General features: G+C 70.3%; 15 protein-coding genes and 1 tRNA gene. 8 read left to right on the forward strand and 8 right to left on the reverse strand.

The window, feature by feature from the left end; all coding sequences use genetic code 11:
* Position 1: 1 nt before the first annotated feature.
* From topA to ruvX, 6 genes are all read right to left on the reverse strand, one after another.
* A complete protein-coding gene (gene topA, locus E2C06_RS09445) occupies positions 2–2785 on the reverse strand; it encodes a type I DNA topoisomerase (protein WP_133288350.1) in 2784 nt (927 codons plus the stop codon).
* A 60-nt stretch (positions 2786–2845) separates the two neighbouring features.
* Positions 2846–3985 (reverse strand): DNA-processing protein DprA, encoded by a 1140-nt coding sequence (gene dprA / locus E2C06_RS09450; protein WP_133288351.1) that lies wholly within the window; start codon positions 3983–3985, stop codon positions 2846–2848.
* Between the two features lie 171 nt (positions 3986–4156).
* Entirely contained in the window at positions 4157–4741 is a 585-nt protein-coding gene (gene plsY / locus E2C06_RS09455) for a glycerol-3-phosphate 1-O-acyltransferase PlsY (RefSeq protein WP_133288352.1), read from the reverse strand.
* A complete protein-coding gene (gene pyrC / locus E2C06_RS09460; RefSeq protein ID WP_133288353.1) occupies positions 4738–6012 on the reverse strand; it encodes a dihydroorotase in 1275 nt (424 codons plus the stop codon). The genes plsY and pyrC overlap by 4 nt, the downstream gene beginning before the upstream one ends.
* Positions 6005–6955, reverse strand: a complete 951-nt coding sequence (locus E2C06_RS09465; RefSeq protein WP_133288354.1) for an aspartate carbamoyltransferase catalytic subunit — start codon at positions 6953–6955, stop codon at positions 6005–6007. Before E2C06_RS09465 ends, pyrC begins: the two co-directional genes overlap by 8 nt.
* A 91-nt stretch (positions 6956–7046) precedes the next feature.
* Positions 7047–7517, reverse strand: coding sequence for a Holliday junction resolvase RuvX (ruvX, locus tag E2C06_RS09470; protein WP_133288355.1), 471 nt, complete (start codon positions 7515–7517; stop codon positions 7047–7049).
* Positions 7518–7561: 44 nt separating this feature from the next.
* Between ruvX and gatC the strand changes: the two genes are divergently transcribed.
* The 4 genes from gatC to gatB are packed head-to-tail and all read left to right on the forward strand — an operon-like array spanning position 7562 to position 11148.
* Positions 7562–7849 (forward strand): Asp-tRNA(Asn)/Glu-tRNA(Gln) amidotransferase subunit GatC, encoded by a 288-nt coding sequence (gatC, locus tag E2C06_RS09475; protein ID WP_133288356.1) that lies wholly within the window; start codon positions 7562–7564, stop codon positions 7847–7849.
* A complete protein-coding gene (gene gatA, locus E2C06_RS09480; RefSeq protein ID WP_133288357.1) occupies positions 7849–9336 on the forward strand; it encodes an Asp-tRNA(Asn)/Glu-tRNA(Gln) amidotransferase subunit GatA in 1488 nt (495 codons plus the stop codon). Before gatC ends, gatA begins: the two co-directional genes overlap by 1 nt.
* Positions 9333–9716, forward strand: coding sequence for a hypothetical protein (locus E2C06_RS09485; protein WP_133288358.1), 384 nt, complete (start codon positions 9333–9335; stop codon positions 9714–9716). The genes gatA and E2C06_RS09485 overlap by 4 nt, the downstream gene beginning before the upstream one ends.
* A complete protein-coding gene (gene gatB / locus E2C06_RS09490) occupies positions 9700–11148 on the forward strand; it encodes an Asp-tRNA(Asn)/Glu-tRNA(Gln) amidotransferase subunit GatB (protein ID WP_133288359.1) in 1449 nt (482 codons plus the stop codon). The genes E2C06_RS09485 and gatB overlap by 17 nt, the downstream gene beginning before the upstream one ends.
* A gap of 85 nt (positions 11149–11233) precedes the next feature.
* Here the strand turns inward: gatB and E2C06_RS09495 are convergent, their stop codons facing one another.
* Positions 11234–11512, reverse strand: a complete 279-nt coding sequence (locus E2C06_RS09495; protein ID WP_133288360.1) for an NINE protein — start codon at positions 11510–11512, stop codon at positions 11234–11236.
* 209 nt (positions 11513–11721) lie between these two features.
* Here E2C06_RS09495 and E2C06_RS09500 point away from each other — a divergent pair, with 209 nt between their 5' ends.
* The 3 genes from E2C06_RS09500 (at position 11722) to E2C06_RS09510 (ending at position 13910) form a co-directional block, all read left to right on the forward strand.
* Positions 11722–12351 (forward strand): glutathione S-transferase family protein, encoded by a 630-nt coding sequence (locus E2C06_RS09500; RefSeq protein WP_133288361.1) that lies wholly within the window; start codon positions 11722–11724, stop codon positions 12349–12351.
* A gap of 89 nt (positions 12352–12440) precedes the next feature.
* Positions 12441–12533 (forward strand) — tRNA-Ser (locus E2C06_RS09505).
* A gap of 558 nt (positions 12534–13091) precedes the next feature.
* Positions 13092–13910 (forward strand): SDR family oxidoreductase, encoded by an 819-nt coding sequence (locus E2C06_RS09510; protein WP_133288362.1) that lies wholly within the window; start codon positions 13092–13094, stop codon positions 13908–13910.
* Positions 13911–13977: 67 nt separating this feature from the next.
* Here E2C06_RS09510 and E2C06_RS09515 read toward each other — a convergent pair whose 3' ends face one another.
* Complete coding sequence (locus E2C06_RS09515; RefSeq protein WP_133288363.1) at positions 13978–14766, reverse strand: SDR family NAD(P)-dependent oxidoreductase; 789 nt, start codon at positions 14764–14766, stop codon at positions 13978–13980.
* Positions 14767–14948: 182 nt separating this feature from the next.
* Between E2C06_RS09515 and E2C06_RS09520 the strand changes: the two genes are divergently transcribed.
* Positions 14949–15137: a hypothetical protein gene (locus E2C06_RS09520; RefSeq protein ID WP_133288364.1), complete on the forward strand. Its 189-nt coding sequence runs from the start codon at positions 14949–14951 to the stop codon at positions 15135–15137.
* Positions 15138–15234: the final 97 nt, after the last annotated feature.

The raw sequence follows: 15234 nt of genomic DNA on the forward strand, positions 1-15234 counted from the left end.
CTCAGGCCTGCTTCTTCGGCGCCGCCGGCTTCTTGGCGGCCGGCTTGGCCGCGGGCTTCTTTGCCGCCGCGGCCGGCTTGCGGGCGGCGGCCGCGGCCTTCCGCGCCGCGGGCTTCGGCGCCGCGGCCGGCTTGCGCGCGGCAGGCTTCGCCGGTGCCTCCGGATCCGCGCCATTCGTCGCGGCGCGCTTGCCCGCGGGCTTCGCCTTGCCCTTGGCGCCGCCCTTGGTCATCGGCTTGAGCTCCTTGCCCTTCTCGGCAAGCAACGCGACCACCTCGTCGATGGTGGCATCTTCCATCGCCAGGTTGCGCGGCAGGTTGGCGACCGTCTTGCCGTGCTGGGCATAGGGCCCGAAGCGGCCCTTGCGGATCTCGACCGCGACTTGGTCCATCGGGTGCGGCCCGACGAAGCGGACCTTCGCCCGGGCTTTGGCCAGCAGTTCCATCGCCCGGTTCATGCCGAGCGATAGCACGTCGTCCCCCGGCTCGAGCGACTGGAAGATGGACCCCACCTTGATGTAGGGCCCGAAGCGGCCGAGCCCGGCCTGGATCTCCTCCCCGCTTTCCGGATCGCGGCCGATCAGCCGCGGCAGGGAGAGCAGCTTCAGCGCCCGGTCGAGGTCGAGCGTATCGGGGTCCATGTCCTTGGTCAGGCTGGCCCGGCGCGGCTTGGTCGGCTTGCCCTTCGCGTCGGTGCCGCCCTCGCCGAGCTGGACATAGACGCCATAGGGGCCGCGGCGGACGGTGACCTTCTCCCCGCTGGCCGGATCGGTGCCGAGCTCGCGCGGGCCTTCGCTCAGGCCGGTGGTGCCGTCGCCCTCGGCGCCCGGGGCGATCAGCGGGCGGGTGTAGCGGCATTCCGGGTAGTTGGAGCAGCCGATGAAGGCGCCAGTGCGGCCGAGCCGCAGACCGAGGCGCCCGCTGCTGCAAGCCGGGCAGAGGCGCGGGTCGGTCCCGTCGCCGCGCTCGGGGAAGAAGTGCGGGCCGAGTTCCTCGTCCAGCGCGTCGATGACGTCGCTGATCTTGAGGTCCTTGGTGGCGTCGATCGCCCGCTTGAACTCCTCCCAGAAGGCCCGCATCACCGCGCGCCAGTCGACCTTGCCGCCGGAGATGTCGTCGAGCTGCTCCTCGAGCCCCGCGGTGAAGCCGGTGTCGACGTAGCGCTCGAAGAATTTGACCAGGAAGCTGGTGACCAGCCGACCGCGGTCCTCCGGCATCAGCCGCCGCTTCTCGAGCTTGACGTAGTTCCGGTCCTGCAGCGTCTGCAGAATGGAGGCATAGGTGGAGGGGCGGCCGATGCCGAGCTCCTCCATTCGCTTGACCAGCGAGGCTTCCGAATAGCGCGGCGGCGGCTGGGTGAAGTGCTGCAGCGCCGCCACCTCGCCGCGCTTCAGCGGATCGCGCTCCCGCATCGGCGGCAGGGTGCGGCTGTCCTCGTCCTCCCCGGCAGGGACGCCGGTGATGCCGGCGCGGGCATCGGCGGCGCGGTCGTCCTCGTCCTCGCGGTAGAGCTTCAGGAAGCCGTCGAAGGCGATGACCGAGCCGGTAGCGCGAAGGATGACCTTCTTTGCCGCGTCGCCGATCTCGACCGTGGTCTGGTCCAGCTCGGCCGACTGCATCTGCGACGCCACGGCGCGCTTCCAGACCAGCTCGTAGAGCCTCCGCTGCCGCTCATCGAGGTAGCGGGCGACCTTCTCCGGCGTGTTGCGCACGTCGGTCGGGCGGATCGCCTCGTGCGCCTCCTGGGCGTTCTTCGCCTTCGAAGCGTATTCGCGCGGCGCGCCGGGCAGGTAGTCGCGGCCGAAGGCCTCGCCGACATGGTCGCGGATGGCGGCGATCGCCTCCCGCGCCATCTGCACGCCGTCGGTCCGCATATAGGTAATCAGGCCGACGGTCTCGCCGCCGATCTCGACCCCTTCATAGAGCTGCTGCGCCGTCCGCATCGCCTGCTGCGCGCCCATGCCGAGCTTGCGGCTGGCCTCCATCTGCAGGGTCGAGGTGGTGAAGGGCGGCGGCGGGTTGCGCCGGACCCGGCGCTTCTCGACCGAGAGGACCGAGAAGGTGCCGGCCTCGACCGCCGCCTTGGCCTTGAGCGCCGCGGCTTCGTTGGGAAGGTCGAACTGGTCGAGCTTCCTGCCGTCCAGATGCGTCAGCCGCGCGGTGAAGGGGGCGCCCTGCGGCGTGGTGAAGCGGCCTTCGACGGTCCAGTATTCGCGGGCGCGGAAGGCCTCGATCTCGGCTTCCCGCTCGCAGATCAGCCGCAGCGCGACCGACTGGACCCGGCCGGCCGAGCGGCTGCCCGGCAGCTTCCGCCAGAGCACCGGCGAGAGGGTGAAGCCGACGAGGTAGTCGAGCGCCCGCCGCGCCAGGTAGGCATCGATCAGCGGGGTGTCGAGCTCGCGCGGATGCGCCACGGCGTGCTGGATGGCGCGCTTGGTGATCTCGTTGAAGGTGATCCGTTGGACCTCGACGCCCTTCAGCGCGCCCTTCCGCGCCAGCATGTCCTTCACATGCCAGGAGATCGCCTCCCCCTCGCGATCCGGGTCGGTGGCGAGGTAGAGCCGCTTGGCGCCGCGCAGCGCCCGGGCGATCTCGTTCACCTGCCGCTCGCCGCGGTCCTCCGATTCCCAGTCCATGGCGAAATCCTCCTCCGGACGGACGGAGCCGTCCTTCGGGGGCAGGTCGCGGACATGGCCGAAGCTCGCCAGGACGGTGTAGTCCCCGCCGAGGTACTTGTTGATGGTCTTGGCCTTGGCGGGGCTTTCGACGACGACGACGTCCGTCATGGACTCCACACATCCTGTGGCCGCGGGCAGGCGGCATTTGCGGCGAGGCGGGCGCCCCTCCTAGCCCCCGTCCTGGGCCCGTCCGGTGAGCGCCACGCGGTTGCCCGGCAGCAGTTCCACCCGTCCAGCCAGTTCGAGATCGAGGAGGATCGCCTGGATCGCGGAGGGCGACAGGTGGCAGCGCCGCATCACCTCGTCAACCGCTATCGGCGAGGTTCCAAGCATATCAATGACTTCAGAGGCATTTGCGGAGTCTCCCGGCGATTGCGGAACGACCGGCCGTGCCGGTTCGCTGCCGGACCATGCCGGGGCTGGGGAAAAGAGCGGCGCCGCGCGGGGGGCTTCGGGCAGGTGCAGCAGCACGTCCTCGGCACTCTCGGCGAGGTGCGCGCCCTGCCGGATCAGGTCGTTCGAGCCCCGCGCGCGGGGATCGAGCGGGCTGCCGGGCACGGCGAAGAGCTCCCGCCCGCCCTCCAGCGCCATGCGGGCGGTGATCAGGCTGCCGGAGCGCAGCGCCGCCTCGATCACCACCACGCCGAGCGAGACGGCGGCGACGATGCGGTTGCGGCGGGGAAAGTGGCGGGCGAGCGGGGCGGTGCCGAGCGGCGCCTCGGCCAGCACCGCGCCGCCTTCCGCGGCGATGCGGGCCTGCAGCGCGGCATTCTCCGGCGGGTAGGGCTGGTCCAGCCCGCCGGCGACACAGGCGATGGTGCGGCCCTTCCGCAGCGCGCCGAGATGCGCCGCGGCGTCGATTCCCCGGGCCAGGCCGGAGACCACGGAGAGGCCCTCGGCGGCCAGCGCCTCGGCCAGGTCCTCGGCCATCCGACGGCCGGCGGCGGAGGCATTGCGGGCGCCGACCAGGGCCACGGCGCGGGGGGCCAGCGCTGCCGGGTCGCCGAGCATGGCAAGCACCGGGGGCGCGTCCTCCTGCATCCCCAGCAGGGGCGGGTAGGGCGGCAGGCCGGCAAAGAGCAGCCGGGCGCCCATGCGGTGCAATGTCTCCATCTCCCGCCGCGCATCGGCTTCGGGGTGGAGGACAAAGGGCGCGCCGCGGCGGGCGGCGAGGCGGGGCAGCGCGGCAAGCGCGGCGGCGGCGTGGCCGTGGCGCTCGAGCAGCCGGCGGAAGGTGAGCGGGCCGATGCCATCGGTGCGGGCGAGGCGCAGCCGGGCCAGCGCTTCGGCCGGGGGCAGGAATGCCATCGGCGGCGCGTTCATCCGGTCGGCACCCCGGTGGTGCGGTGCAGGACCCTGTGCTGCCCATGGGGGTCGGACATGCCCGGCGCCGCTCCTTGGCCGCGCGCAGCATAGGAAGGACGCCGCCGCGGCACCAGAATTATATGCGAATCAGCAACAAATTAGCCTGTTGAAGCATCAGCCCTTGCGGCCGATCCGCGGCTCCGTCCCGGCCAGCAGGCGTTTGATGTTCGCCTTGTGCCGCCAGGCCACCAGCAGGGCGATTCCGGCCGAGAAGGCCGCCAGGTCCCAGCGCCCGGCCATCGCGGCGATCGCCGGCGCCGCGGCGCAGGCCGCCAGCGCGCTGGCCGAGGAAATGCGGGTGACCAGCGCCATGACCAGCCAGACCAGCGCCGCGCCGAGCCCGAGCCACCAGCCCGCCGCCAGCAGCACGCCGCCGCCGGTCGCCACGCCCTTGCCGCCCTTGAAGCCCAGCCAGACCGGAAAGGCATGGCCGAGCATGGCGCCGAACCCGGCCAGCAGCCCCGCCGTCTCGCCCCAGAGCGCCTGGGCCAGGGCCAGCGCCGCGACCCCCTTCAGGATATCGAGCGCCAGCGTCGCTGCCGCGAGCGTCTTGTTGCCGGTGCGCAGCACGTTGGTCGCGCCGATATTGCCGGAGCCGATGCTGCGGATATCGCCGAGTCCGGACGCCCGGGTGAGCAGCAGCCCCCAGGGGACCGAGCCCAGCAGGTAGCCGAGGGCGAGCGCCAGGAGCACGCTCATCCGAAGACCCGCCGCCCGGCCTTCCAGGTGCCGACCACCCGGCCTTCCAGCGCCCGGCCGTCGAAGGGCGTGTTCTGCGCCTTGCCCGGCAGCTGGCCGTCCTTCACCTGCCAGCCGCGGTCGAGGTCGAGCAGCATGAGGTCGGCCGCCACCCCCTTGGCCAGCCTTCCGACCGGCAGGCCGAGCAGCTTGGCCGGCCGTGCCGTGAGCAGGTCGAGCGCCGCCAGCAGGGACAGGTCGCCGCCATGCACGCGGGCGAGCGTCACGCCGAGCAGCGTGGCAAGCCCCGCCCCGCCGGCTTCGGCCTGGGCGAAGGGCAGGCGCTTGTCGTCGGCGTCGCGCGGCTGGTGGTCGGAGGCGATGGCATCGATCGTGCCGTCTGCCAGCGCCGCGACCACCGCCAGCCGGTCGGCCTCCGGCCGCAGCGGCGGCGAGAGCTTGGCATAGGTCCGCCAGTCGCCGATCGCCGTCTCGTTCAGGTCGAAATAGGGTGGTGCGGTATCGCAGGTGACGGCCAGGCCCTCGGCCTTGGCCGCGCGGATCAGCCCGAGCGCCGCGGCGGTGCTGACATGGGCGAAATGCACATGGCCGCCGGTGATGCGGGCGAGCGCAATGTCGCGTGCGACCATCATGGCCTCGGCCGCCGGCGGGATGCCCGGCAGGCCGAGCCGGGTCGCCAGCTCGCCCTCGGTCGCGGCACCGCCGGCGGCCAGGCTGGGCTCCTCCGGGTGCTGGACGACGAAGCTGCCGAAGGCGCGGGCGTAGGAAAGGGCGAGGCGCATGGTCCGGGCATTGCCGATGGCGCGGCGCCCGTCGGTGAAGGCCACCGCCCCGGCCTCCTTCAGCAGGCCGTATTCGGCGAGTTCTCCGCCCTCGCAACGCTTGGTCGCGGCGCCATAGGGCAGCAGGGTGATGCAGCCCGTCGCCTCGCCGCGGCGGAGGACGAACTGGACCAGGGCCGGGTCGTCCAGCGCCGGGTCGGTGTCGGGCAGCGCGCAGAGCGTGGTGATCCCGCCGGCCGAGGCGGCGGCGGCGGCCGTCGCGATGGTCTCGCGGTGTTCGTGCCCCGGCTCGCCGATATCGGCCCGCAGGTCGACCAGGCCGGGGGCCAGGCAGAGCCCGGCGCAGTCGATCGCCGTCACCCCGTCCGGCCGGCCGAGGCCGCTGCCGTGGTCGAGGATCAGGCCGTCGCGGATCAGCAGGTCGCCGGGGCCGTCGAGGCCGCTGGCCGGGTCGAGCAGGCGGGCGCCGGTGAAGAGAAGGTCATGCATTGCGGCGAAGGTCCCGGGCCAGCACGTCCAGAACCGCCATCCGGCAGGCGACGCCCATCTCCACCTGCTCGCCGATCGCGCTGCGCTCCGGGTCGTCGGCGACGGCGCTGTCGATCTCGACGCCGCGGTTCATTGGGCCGGGATGCATGACGATCGCATCCGGCCGGGCGACGGCCAGCTTCTCCCGGTCCAGGCCGAAGAAGCGGAAGAATTCGCGGGAGGAGGGCACGAGGCCGCCGGTCATCCTTTCCTTCTGCAGCCGCAGCATCATCACCACGTCGGCGCCGGCCAGGCCCGCCTTCATGTCGTGGAAGACCTCGACGCCGAGGCGCCCGGCCTCGGCGGGCATCAGTGTGGGCGGGCCGACCAGGCGGACGCGGGCGTTCATCGCGGTCAGCAGGTGGATGTTGGACCGCGCGACGCGGCTGTGCAGAACGTCGCCGCAGATGGCGACAACCAGCCCTTCGAGCCTTCCCTTGCGGCGGCGGATGGTCAGGGCGTCGAGCAGCGCCTGGGTCGGGTGCTCGTGCGTGCCGTCGCCGGCGTTGATGACGCTGGCCGACACTTTCTGGGACAGCAGGGCCGGGGCGCCGGACTGGGCGTGGCGGACCACCAGCAGGTCGCAATGCATGGCGTTCAGGGTGGAGGCGGTGTCCAGCAGCGTCTCGCCCTTGTTCACGCTGCTGTTCGAGACGGACATGTTGATCACGTCCGCCCCCAGCCGCTTGCCGGCGAGCTCGAAGCTGGTGCGGGTGCGGGTGCTGTCCTCGAAGAAGAGGTTGATCAGCGTGCGGCCGCGCAGCAGGTCGCGCTGGGTCTTCCCTCCGCGGTTCAGCAGGGCGTAGCTCTCGGCCAAGTCGAGCAGGGCGCCGATATGCGGCGGCTCCAGGCCTTCGATGGCCAGCAGGTGGCCGCCGGGGAGGATCGGGAAGGAAAAGGACATCGGGACTCGCGGGCTGCGGCGGGGGGCAAGCTAGCCTTGCCGGGGAAGGTGGCCAAGCAGTTGCCCCAATCTGCGGGACCTGCCGGCTGCATCAGCCAGGGGCGGGCCGCGTCGCGTCCAGCGCGGACTGCAGGGTGTAGGCCGCCGCCGCCGCATCCACCGCGGCGGCGCGCTTGGCGCGGGTCAGGTCGGCCTCGATCATCGCCCGGTTGACCGCCGAGCTGCTGAGACGCTCGTCCCAGAGCGCCACCGGCAGGCCGGCCGCCTCGCCCAGCGCCATCGCCCAGTCCTTTGCCGCCTGCGCGGCCGGGCCGAAGGAGCCGTCCATCCCGAGCGGCAGGCCGACCACCAGTCCGCCGGCGCCTTCCTTCCGGGCGATCGCCGCGACCTCGGCGGCGTTGGCCTTCAGCTTGCCGCGCTTCAAGGATCCATAGGGCGAGGCCAGCATCAGCAGCACGTCGGACAGCGCCACGCCGATCAGCTTCGATCCGGGATCGAGGCCGATCAGCCTTTGGCCGCGGGGCAGGGCGGCACGGAGGTCGGTCAGGTTGAAGAGGGGCATGGCCGCCGTTATAGCCGTGCCACTGCTCAGGTCTGGAACCCCGCATGTCCCTCGACACCGCCACGGTGAGGCGCATCGCCTCCCTTGCCCGCATCCGGCTGGAGGAGGAGGAGGTCGGCCGCATGCAGGCCGAGCTCAACGGCATCCTCGGCTGGATCGAGCAATTGCAGGCGGTGGACACCACGGGCATCGAGCCGATGGCCGGCGGCGGCGCGGTGAGCCTGCGGATGCGGGAGGATGCTGTGACCGATGGCGGCATCCCGGACCAGGTGCTGGCGAATGCGCCCGACCGGATGGGCGAGTATTTCGGCGTGCCGAAGGTGGTTGAATAATGCACCCGACGGATTTCTCGCTCCGCGGCGCCATCGAGGCGCTGAACGAGGGGCTGCTGACCAGCGTCGAGCTGACCCAGGCGCACCTGGACGGCATCGCCGCGCTGAACCCGCGCCTGAATGCCTATCTCACCGTGACCGCCGAGCAGGCGCTGGAGCAGGCCAGGGCCAGCGACGCGCGCCGGGCCGAGGGCGTGGCCGGACCGCTCGACGGCATCCCGCTGGCGATCAAGGACCTGTTCTGCACGGTCGGCACGCGGACCACGGCGGGCAGCCGGATCCTCGGCAATTTCGTGCCGCCCTACGAGAGCACGGTGTCGGGCAACCTGCTGCGGGACGGCGCGGTCTTCCTCGGCAAGGTCAACCTCGACGAGTTCGCCATGGGCTCGTCGAACACCACCAGTGCCTTCGGGCCGGTGGAGAATCCCTGGTCGCGGCGGAACGACCCGGATGCAAGGCTGGTCCCGGGCGGGTCCTCCGGCGGCTCGGCCGCGGCGGTGGCGGCGCGGCTGGCGCTGGGGGCGACGGCGACGGATACGGGTGGGTCGATCCGCCAGCCCGCGGCCTTCTGCGGCATTGCCGGGATCAAGCCGACCTATGGGCGGTGCAGCCGCTACGGGATCGTCGCCTTCGCCAGCAGCCTGGATCAGGCCGGGCCGGTGGCCCGCACGGTCGAGGACTGCGCCATCCTGCTGCGCTCCATGGCGGGGTTCGACCCGAAGGACAGCACCTCGGCCGATGTGCCGGTGCCGGATTTCGGCGCCGCCTGCGCCCGCGGGGTGAAGGGGCTGCGCATCGGCGTGCCGAAGGAATACCGGCTGGAGGGCACGCCGCCCGAGATCGCCGCCCTCTGGGAGCAGGGGCTGCAATGGCTGCGCGACCAGGGCGCCGAGACGGTCGAGATCAGCCTGCCGCACACCAAGTATGCCCTGCCGACCTACTACATCGTCGCGCCGGCCGAGGCGTCGTCCAACCTCGCCCGCTATGATGGTGTTCGCTTCGGCCTGCGGGAGACCGCCAAGGATGGCGACCTGAAGGATTTGTACGAGCGGACCCGTGCCGCCGGCTTCGGGCCGGAGGTGAAGCGCCGCATCATGATCGGCACCTATGTGCTGAGCGCCGGCTACTACGACGCCTACTACCTGAAGGCGCAGAAGATCCGCGCGCTGATCAAGCGCGACTTCGACGAGGCGTTCCGGATGGTCGATGCCATCGTCACCCCGGCGACTCCCTCGGCCGCCTTCGGGATGGACGAGAAGCAGGACGACCCGATCACGATGTACCTGAACGACGTCTTCACCGTGACCGCGAACCTGGCGGGGCTGCCAGGGCTCGCGGTGCCGGCGGGGCTGGACGGACAGGGGCTGCCGCTCGGCCTGCAGGTGATCGGCCGGGCCTTCGACGAGGAGACCGTCTTCGCGGTCGGTTCGGCGATCGAGACGGCGGCGGATTTCCGCGCCGTGCCGACGCTGCGGGCCGGGGCGTGACCGGGGCGGCGCTCGACCGCCGGCGCAGCTTTGCCGCCATCCGCGCGGCGGCCGAGGCGCGCCGCTTCCTCAGCTACGGCGCCGTCGCCGCAGCCAGCGGGCTGGCCTGGCAGGCGGCGAGGCGGCGGATGGACCCGCATCTCTTCGCGCTCTGCGCCTGGGCGACGGAGCGGGGCTGGCCGCTGCTCTCGGCCATCGTGGTGGACCGGACAAGCGTCGCGCATGGCGCCATGCGCGGCCGGCCGCTGATCGGCTTCGCCCGCGCGGCGGAGCGTTGCGGGCGCATCGTGGGCGGCGACGCCGCCGCATTCCTGGCGGACGAGCAGCAGCGCGTTTTCGCCTGGGCAGACAAGGAACGAGGCCATGTCCTTTACGCTTGAGGGCCGGACGGGCCCCTGGGAGATCGTCGTCGGCCTGGAAGTCCACGCCCAGGTGACGTCGCAGGCGAAGCTGTTCAGCGGCGCGGCGACCGATTTCGGCGCCGCGCCGAACACCCAGGTCAGCTTCGTCGACGCCGGCTTCCCCGGCATGCTGCCGGTGATCAACCGCGAATGCGTGGCGCAGGCGGTGCGCACGGGCCTCGGGCTGAAGGCCCAGGTGAACCTGTGGTCGCGCTTCGACCGCAAGAACTACTTCTATGCCGACCTGCCGCAGGGCTACCAGATCAGCCAGTTCGCCCACCCGATCATCGGTACCGGCGAGGTCGAGATCACGCTGGCCGACGGCAGCACCAAGACCATCGGCATCACCCGGCTGCATCTGGAACAGGATGCCGGCAAGTCGCTGCATGACCAGCACCCGACGAAGTCCTTCATCGACCTGAACCGCTCGGGCGTCGCGCTGATGGAGATCGTCTCGGAGCCGGACATGCGGAGCCCGGAGGAGGCCGGTGTCTACCTGACCAAGCTGCGGCAGATCCTGCGCTACCTCGGCACCTGCGACGGCAACATGGACGAGGGCTCGATGCGGGCCGATGTCAACGTCTCGGTCCGCCGCGCCGGCGAGGATTACCGAACGCGCTGCGAGGTGAAGAACGTCAACTCCATCCGCTTCGTCATGCAGGCGGTGGAGGCCGAGGCGCGACGGCAGATCGAGGTCTGGGAGGAGGGCGGCGAGGTCGTGCAGGAGACCCGCCTCTTCGACACCGGCCGCGGCGTGACGCGGTCCATGCGGTCGAAGGAGGATGCGCACGACTACCGCTACTTCCCTGACCCCGACCTGCCCCCGCTGGTGCTGGAGGCCGGTTGGGTCGAGCAGCTCAAGGCCGCGCTGCCCGAGCTGCCCGATGTCCGGCGCGCCCGCTACGCGGCCATGGGCCTGACGCCCTACGACGCGCATGTGCTGACGCTCGAGAAGGAGACGGCGGCCTATTTCGAGGAGGTGGCTGCCGGCCGCGACGCCAAGGTCGCGGCCAACTGGGTCACCGGCGACCTTTTCGCCGCCATCAACCGGACCAAGACCAGCATCGCCGCCCCGCCGGTGCCGGCCGCGCATCTCGGCGCCCTGCTGGACCTGCTGGCGGACAAGACGCTGTCCGGCACCCTGGCCAAGCAGGTCTTCGAGGCGATGGTCGAGACCGGCAAGAGCCCCGGCGCGATCGTCGAGGAGCGAGGCCTGCGGCAGGTGACCGATACCGGCGCGATCGACCGCATGGTCGAGCAGGTGATGGCGGCGAATGCCGAGAAGGTGGCCGAGTACCGGTCGGGTAAGGACAAGCTGTTCGGCTTCTTCGTCGGCCAGGTGATGAAGGCCATGCAGGGCAAGGGCAACCCGGCCCTGGTGAACGAGGCAGTCAAGCGGAAGCTGAGCTGAGGCCTGCCGCGGGAGGCGCGGGGGAACGGCCTTCCCCCGCGCGTCTGGCCATGGTCCGGCCCCCGGGGGGGAGGGCCTTCGGACGTCAGGCCAGTGCCGGCATCGCCTGGTTGGTCTCGCGCGCCATCGAGGGGATCAACAGCGCGTCGGCCAAGGCCCAGGTGCCGGTGGTGACGAAGCCGAGGAGGCCGAGGCCGCTCCAGATCAGGGGGATGGAGAGCAGCGTGATGGCGGCCATCCCGGCGCCGGAGAGGCTGCGGCCGAGATAGAGGCGGTGCAGGCCGAACAGGCCGAAGAAAGTCAGCAACAGATAGGCGAGCCCCACCGATTTCCGGCGAGAGCCCGACAGCATCAACGCGTCCATCAAATCATTCCCCCGATCGAGCTCCGTTCGTACCCCAAACGCAACGGCGCCGATGCCAAGTTGCTGTAGTGTGAGCCGGTTGGGAAGGCGTTTCGCAACAACGGCTTCGTCTTTCCTGCGCCGTGGCGGGGCAGCCACGGCAGGTGGCCTCGCCGCCGGCCGGGTCCTCGGCTAGCCTCGCCGTGGAAATGCCCGGATCGGAGCCACCGATGATCGAACTGCACACCTGGAACACCCCCAACGGCCGCAAGATCAGCGTCGCGCTGGAGGAGATGGGCCTGCCCTACGCGGTGAAGCCGGTGAACATCTCCAAGAACGAACAGTTCGACCCCGCCTTCCTGAAGTTCAGCCCCAACAACCGCATCCCGGCGATCATCGATCCGGACGGCCCGGGCGGGCAGCCGATCAGCATCTTCGAAAGCGGCGCGATTCTCATCTACCTGGCGGAGAAGACCGGAAAGTTTATGCCCGCCGAGTTGCGGGCGAAGGTGCCGGTGCTCGAGTGGCTGATGTGGCAGATGGGCGGCTTCGGGCCGATGCCGGGCCAGGTGCACCACTTCCTGATGCAGCCGGACGGACCGGCCAAGGATTACGGTTTCACCCGCTACCACAAGGAGACGCAGCGGCTCTACGGCGTGCTCGACCGTCGGCTGGCGGGGCGGGACTATGTGGCGACCAGCGGCGAGCCGAGCATCGCCGACTTCGCCATTCTAGGCTGGGCCTGGCGGCATGAGCGGCACCAGGTGCCCTTCGACGACCTGCCGAACGTCGCCGCCTGGTACGACCGCATGATGGCCCGGCCGGGGACCGCGAAGGGGTTCGAGGTGGCGCTGTCCTGACGGCGAAAATGGGTGGCCGGGAGGTTTGACGCCCGGCCTGCCCGCCTGTAAGACGCCACCTGCATACGTCGTGGGCCTGCTGCACCTGAGGAGGGGTGGCCGAGTGGCTGAAGGCGACGGTTTGCTAAACCGTTAAGGGTCGTCAAGGCCCTTCGAGGGTTCGAATCCCTTCCCCTCCTCCACGACCCGCTTGCTATGAAGGCGTTAGTCCAAGACATCGTCGGGTCTCTGCAGGCTGGCGTTCAGGGCGGCGCTGATCGGCCGGCTCCAAATCGTCGGGGCGCTCGAGTTCCAAGAGCCAGACAACTCGTCGACCCGGCTGTGACGACGCATTCCTTCGCTGTTGTCGGCCACGTTGGTCTTATCGGCTGCGGGTCGCGGGGCGGGGCGATCGTGTGTTGATGGATCGGTCGGGACGCCGTGAGCGGATCGATGGCCGGTTGGTTCGCCGGCCGCGCGGGACTTTCCTGTCGAACCGAGCCGGATGAAGAACCCGATGGCCGGCGTGTACCTCCTCGCCGACGCTCCCACGACCCTCCACAGCCTGTACCTGTGCGTCTTTGGCCTGTCTGACCGGTGAGCGGCAACGGCATCCCCGCCTGCACCGGCATCTCGCGCCAACCCCGGCGTGCATGGCGCCAGACATTGTTCACGCGTGAAACTGGGGAGCGAGGCGGCCTAGGCTGACCCTCGTCGACTGCTCGTTCGGCAGCGCGCAAGCTCGAGTGAGGAAGCGTGTGATGGCAGGGATTGAGGTGAAGGCCCGGTCCGCGTTGGTCACCGGCAGTTCGCGCGGAATCGGACGTGGCATCGCGCTGAAACTCGCGGGCTGCGGCGTCACGCGGATCGGCGTCCATTTCCAGAAGAACAAAGTGGCCGCCGAGGAGACCGCCCGTCTGCTGCGCGACTGCGGCGCAGAGCCCGTCCTGATCCGGGCCGATGTTACGATTCCCGAAGACATTGTGCGGATGTTCGCGGAGATGCGGTCGACCTTCGGCCCGCTCGACATCTTTGTCGCTAATGCTCGGCCGGATGTGCAGCACTTTTACCAACCGGCTTTCGACCTGACCGCCGAGCATTGGCGGGCCGCGATGGACTCCCAGGCCACCGCCCTGCTGCATTGCGCCCGCGAGGCGGCCGGCATGATGAGCCGTGGCGGCCGAATCGTCGCGGTCACTTACGCGGGTGGTGCAAAGTCCGGAAGCTGGCGGTCCTGGGCGGCAATGGGACCCGCCAAGGCTGCGATGGAAGCGCTGCTGCGCTACCTCGCCTGGGACCTTGCCGGGCGTGGCATCACGGCGAATGCGGTCAGCCCCGGCGTGACGGACGATAGCGTGTTCAGCACGCTTCCGCCCGAGGTGCTGGAAGCGCTGCGCGGCTGGGCCGGGGCCGGGTGGGTCCCGATGGGGCGCCTCACGACACCGGCCGATGTGGGTGACGCCGTTGCCCTGCTGTGCTCGGAGCAGGCAGGGTTCATCACCGGCCAGACACTTCACGTGGACGGCGGCGCCTCGCTCGCTTCGTCCGATTTCCCGATGGAGTTTCAGAAGGGCACGTAACTGCTGCCGGGACAAAGCCCTTCCATGGCCGGACCCCAGGCCTGCGAGACCCCGCCACCGGCATCCCTCAGCGCGGCCACTGACGGATCGCAAGGAAACCACCGTCGATCGGCAGCATCACCCCGGTGACCCACCGTGCCTCGTCGCTGGCCAGATCGACCGCGGCATGCCCGACATCCCATCCGGTCCCTTCCGTCTGGAGCGGAACCGACTTCCTGCGTCGCTCCAGGGCGTCGGCGCCAAGCCGGCTGACCATCGGCGTGTTGACGGTGCCGACCAACAGGCAGTTGGCGCGGATGTTCTCGGCGGCATAATCGGCCGCGATCGACAGCGTGAAGCCTTGCAGCCCGGCCTTGGTCGTCGCGTAGGCAACAGCGCCGGGTGAGCCCGAAAGGCCGATCACGCCCGCGAGTGACGAGACGTTGACGATCGCCCCGCCGCCGCCCGTCCGCATCCGCGGGATGCAGGCTCGGCAGCACAACAATGCCGAGGTAAGGTTCGTCTCGAAGACGCGTTGCCAGTCGGCGAGGTCGATCGTCTCCGGAGTGCTGAGGCGCCCGCCAATTCCGACATTGTTGTGCAGGATATCGAGACGGCCGAAGCTTGCCACCGTGAATGCGGCCATCGCCTCCACGGCCTCGGGTTCGGTGACGTCTGCGGCGAAGGCCACAGCCTCCCCACCCTCGGCCCGAATGCGCGCCGCGAGTTCCTCGGCCTGGTTCGCGCGGCGGTTCACCAGAACGACCGTGGCGCCTTCCCGTGCAAACAGGATGGCAGTCGCGGCGCCATTGCCCAGGCCCTCCGCCTGCGAGGCGGCTCCGGTCACGATGGCAACCTTGCCGGTCAAACGTCCCATGCTCCCTTCCCTCCTGCTTGGCCCTGCTGGCAAGCCATCTTGACCCTGATCGCCGCGGTGATGCACGGAAGGCACACCGGACGCAGCAGCCTCGCCGCATCGCAAAAATGCAGGGCGTATATTTTCTACTGATGGTAGAGGATTGGCTCGTAAGCCACTGCTATGCCGACGGATGGATTGACATGCTGATCGCCCCGGTCGTGACCGAAACCGAATACGAACAGGCACTCGGTGAAATCCGGCGCCTCGTCGCCCTGGAGCCTGAGCGAGGCAGTCTCGCCGGGGATCGACTGGAAACCCTGACCGCCATCGCCGAGACCTTCGAGGCGGGTCACTTCGTGCTGGACCTCGCCGACATCGAAGCGCGGTAGCTCGACATAGTCGAGCCGCAGCAGCGGATGATGCGTGACGTGGCGGAAAGCGTGGGTCCCCTGACCCGGCAACAAGGTCCGATCCTGGCCCATTCGG

The sequence above is a fragment of the Dankookia rubra genome, assembly GCF_004355005.1.
GTDB classification, from domain to species: domain Bacteria; phylum Pseudomonadota; class Alphaproteobacteria; order Acetobacterales; family Acetobacteraceae; genus Paracraurococcus; species Paracraurococcus ruber_A.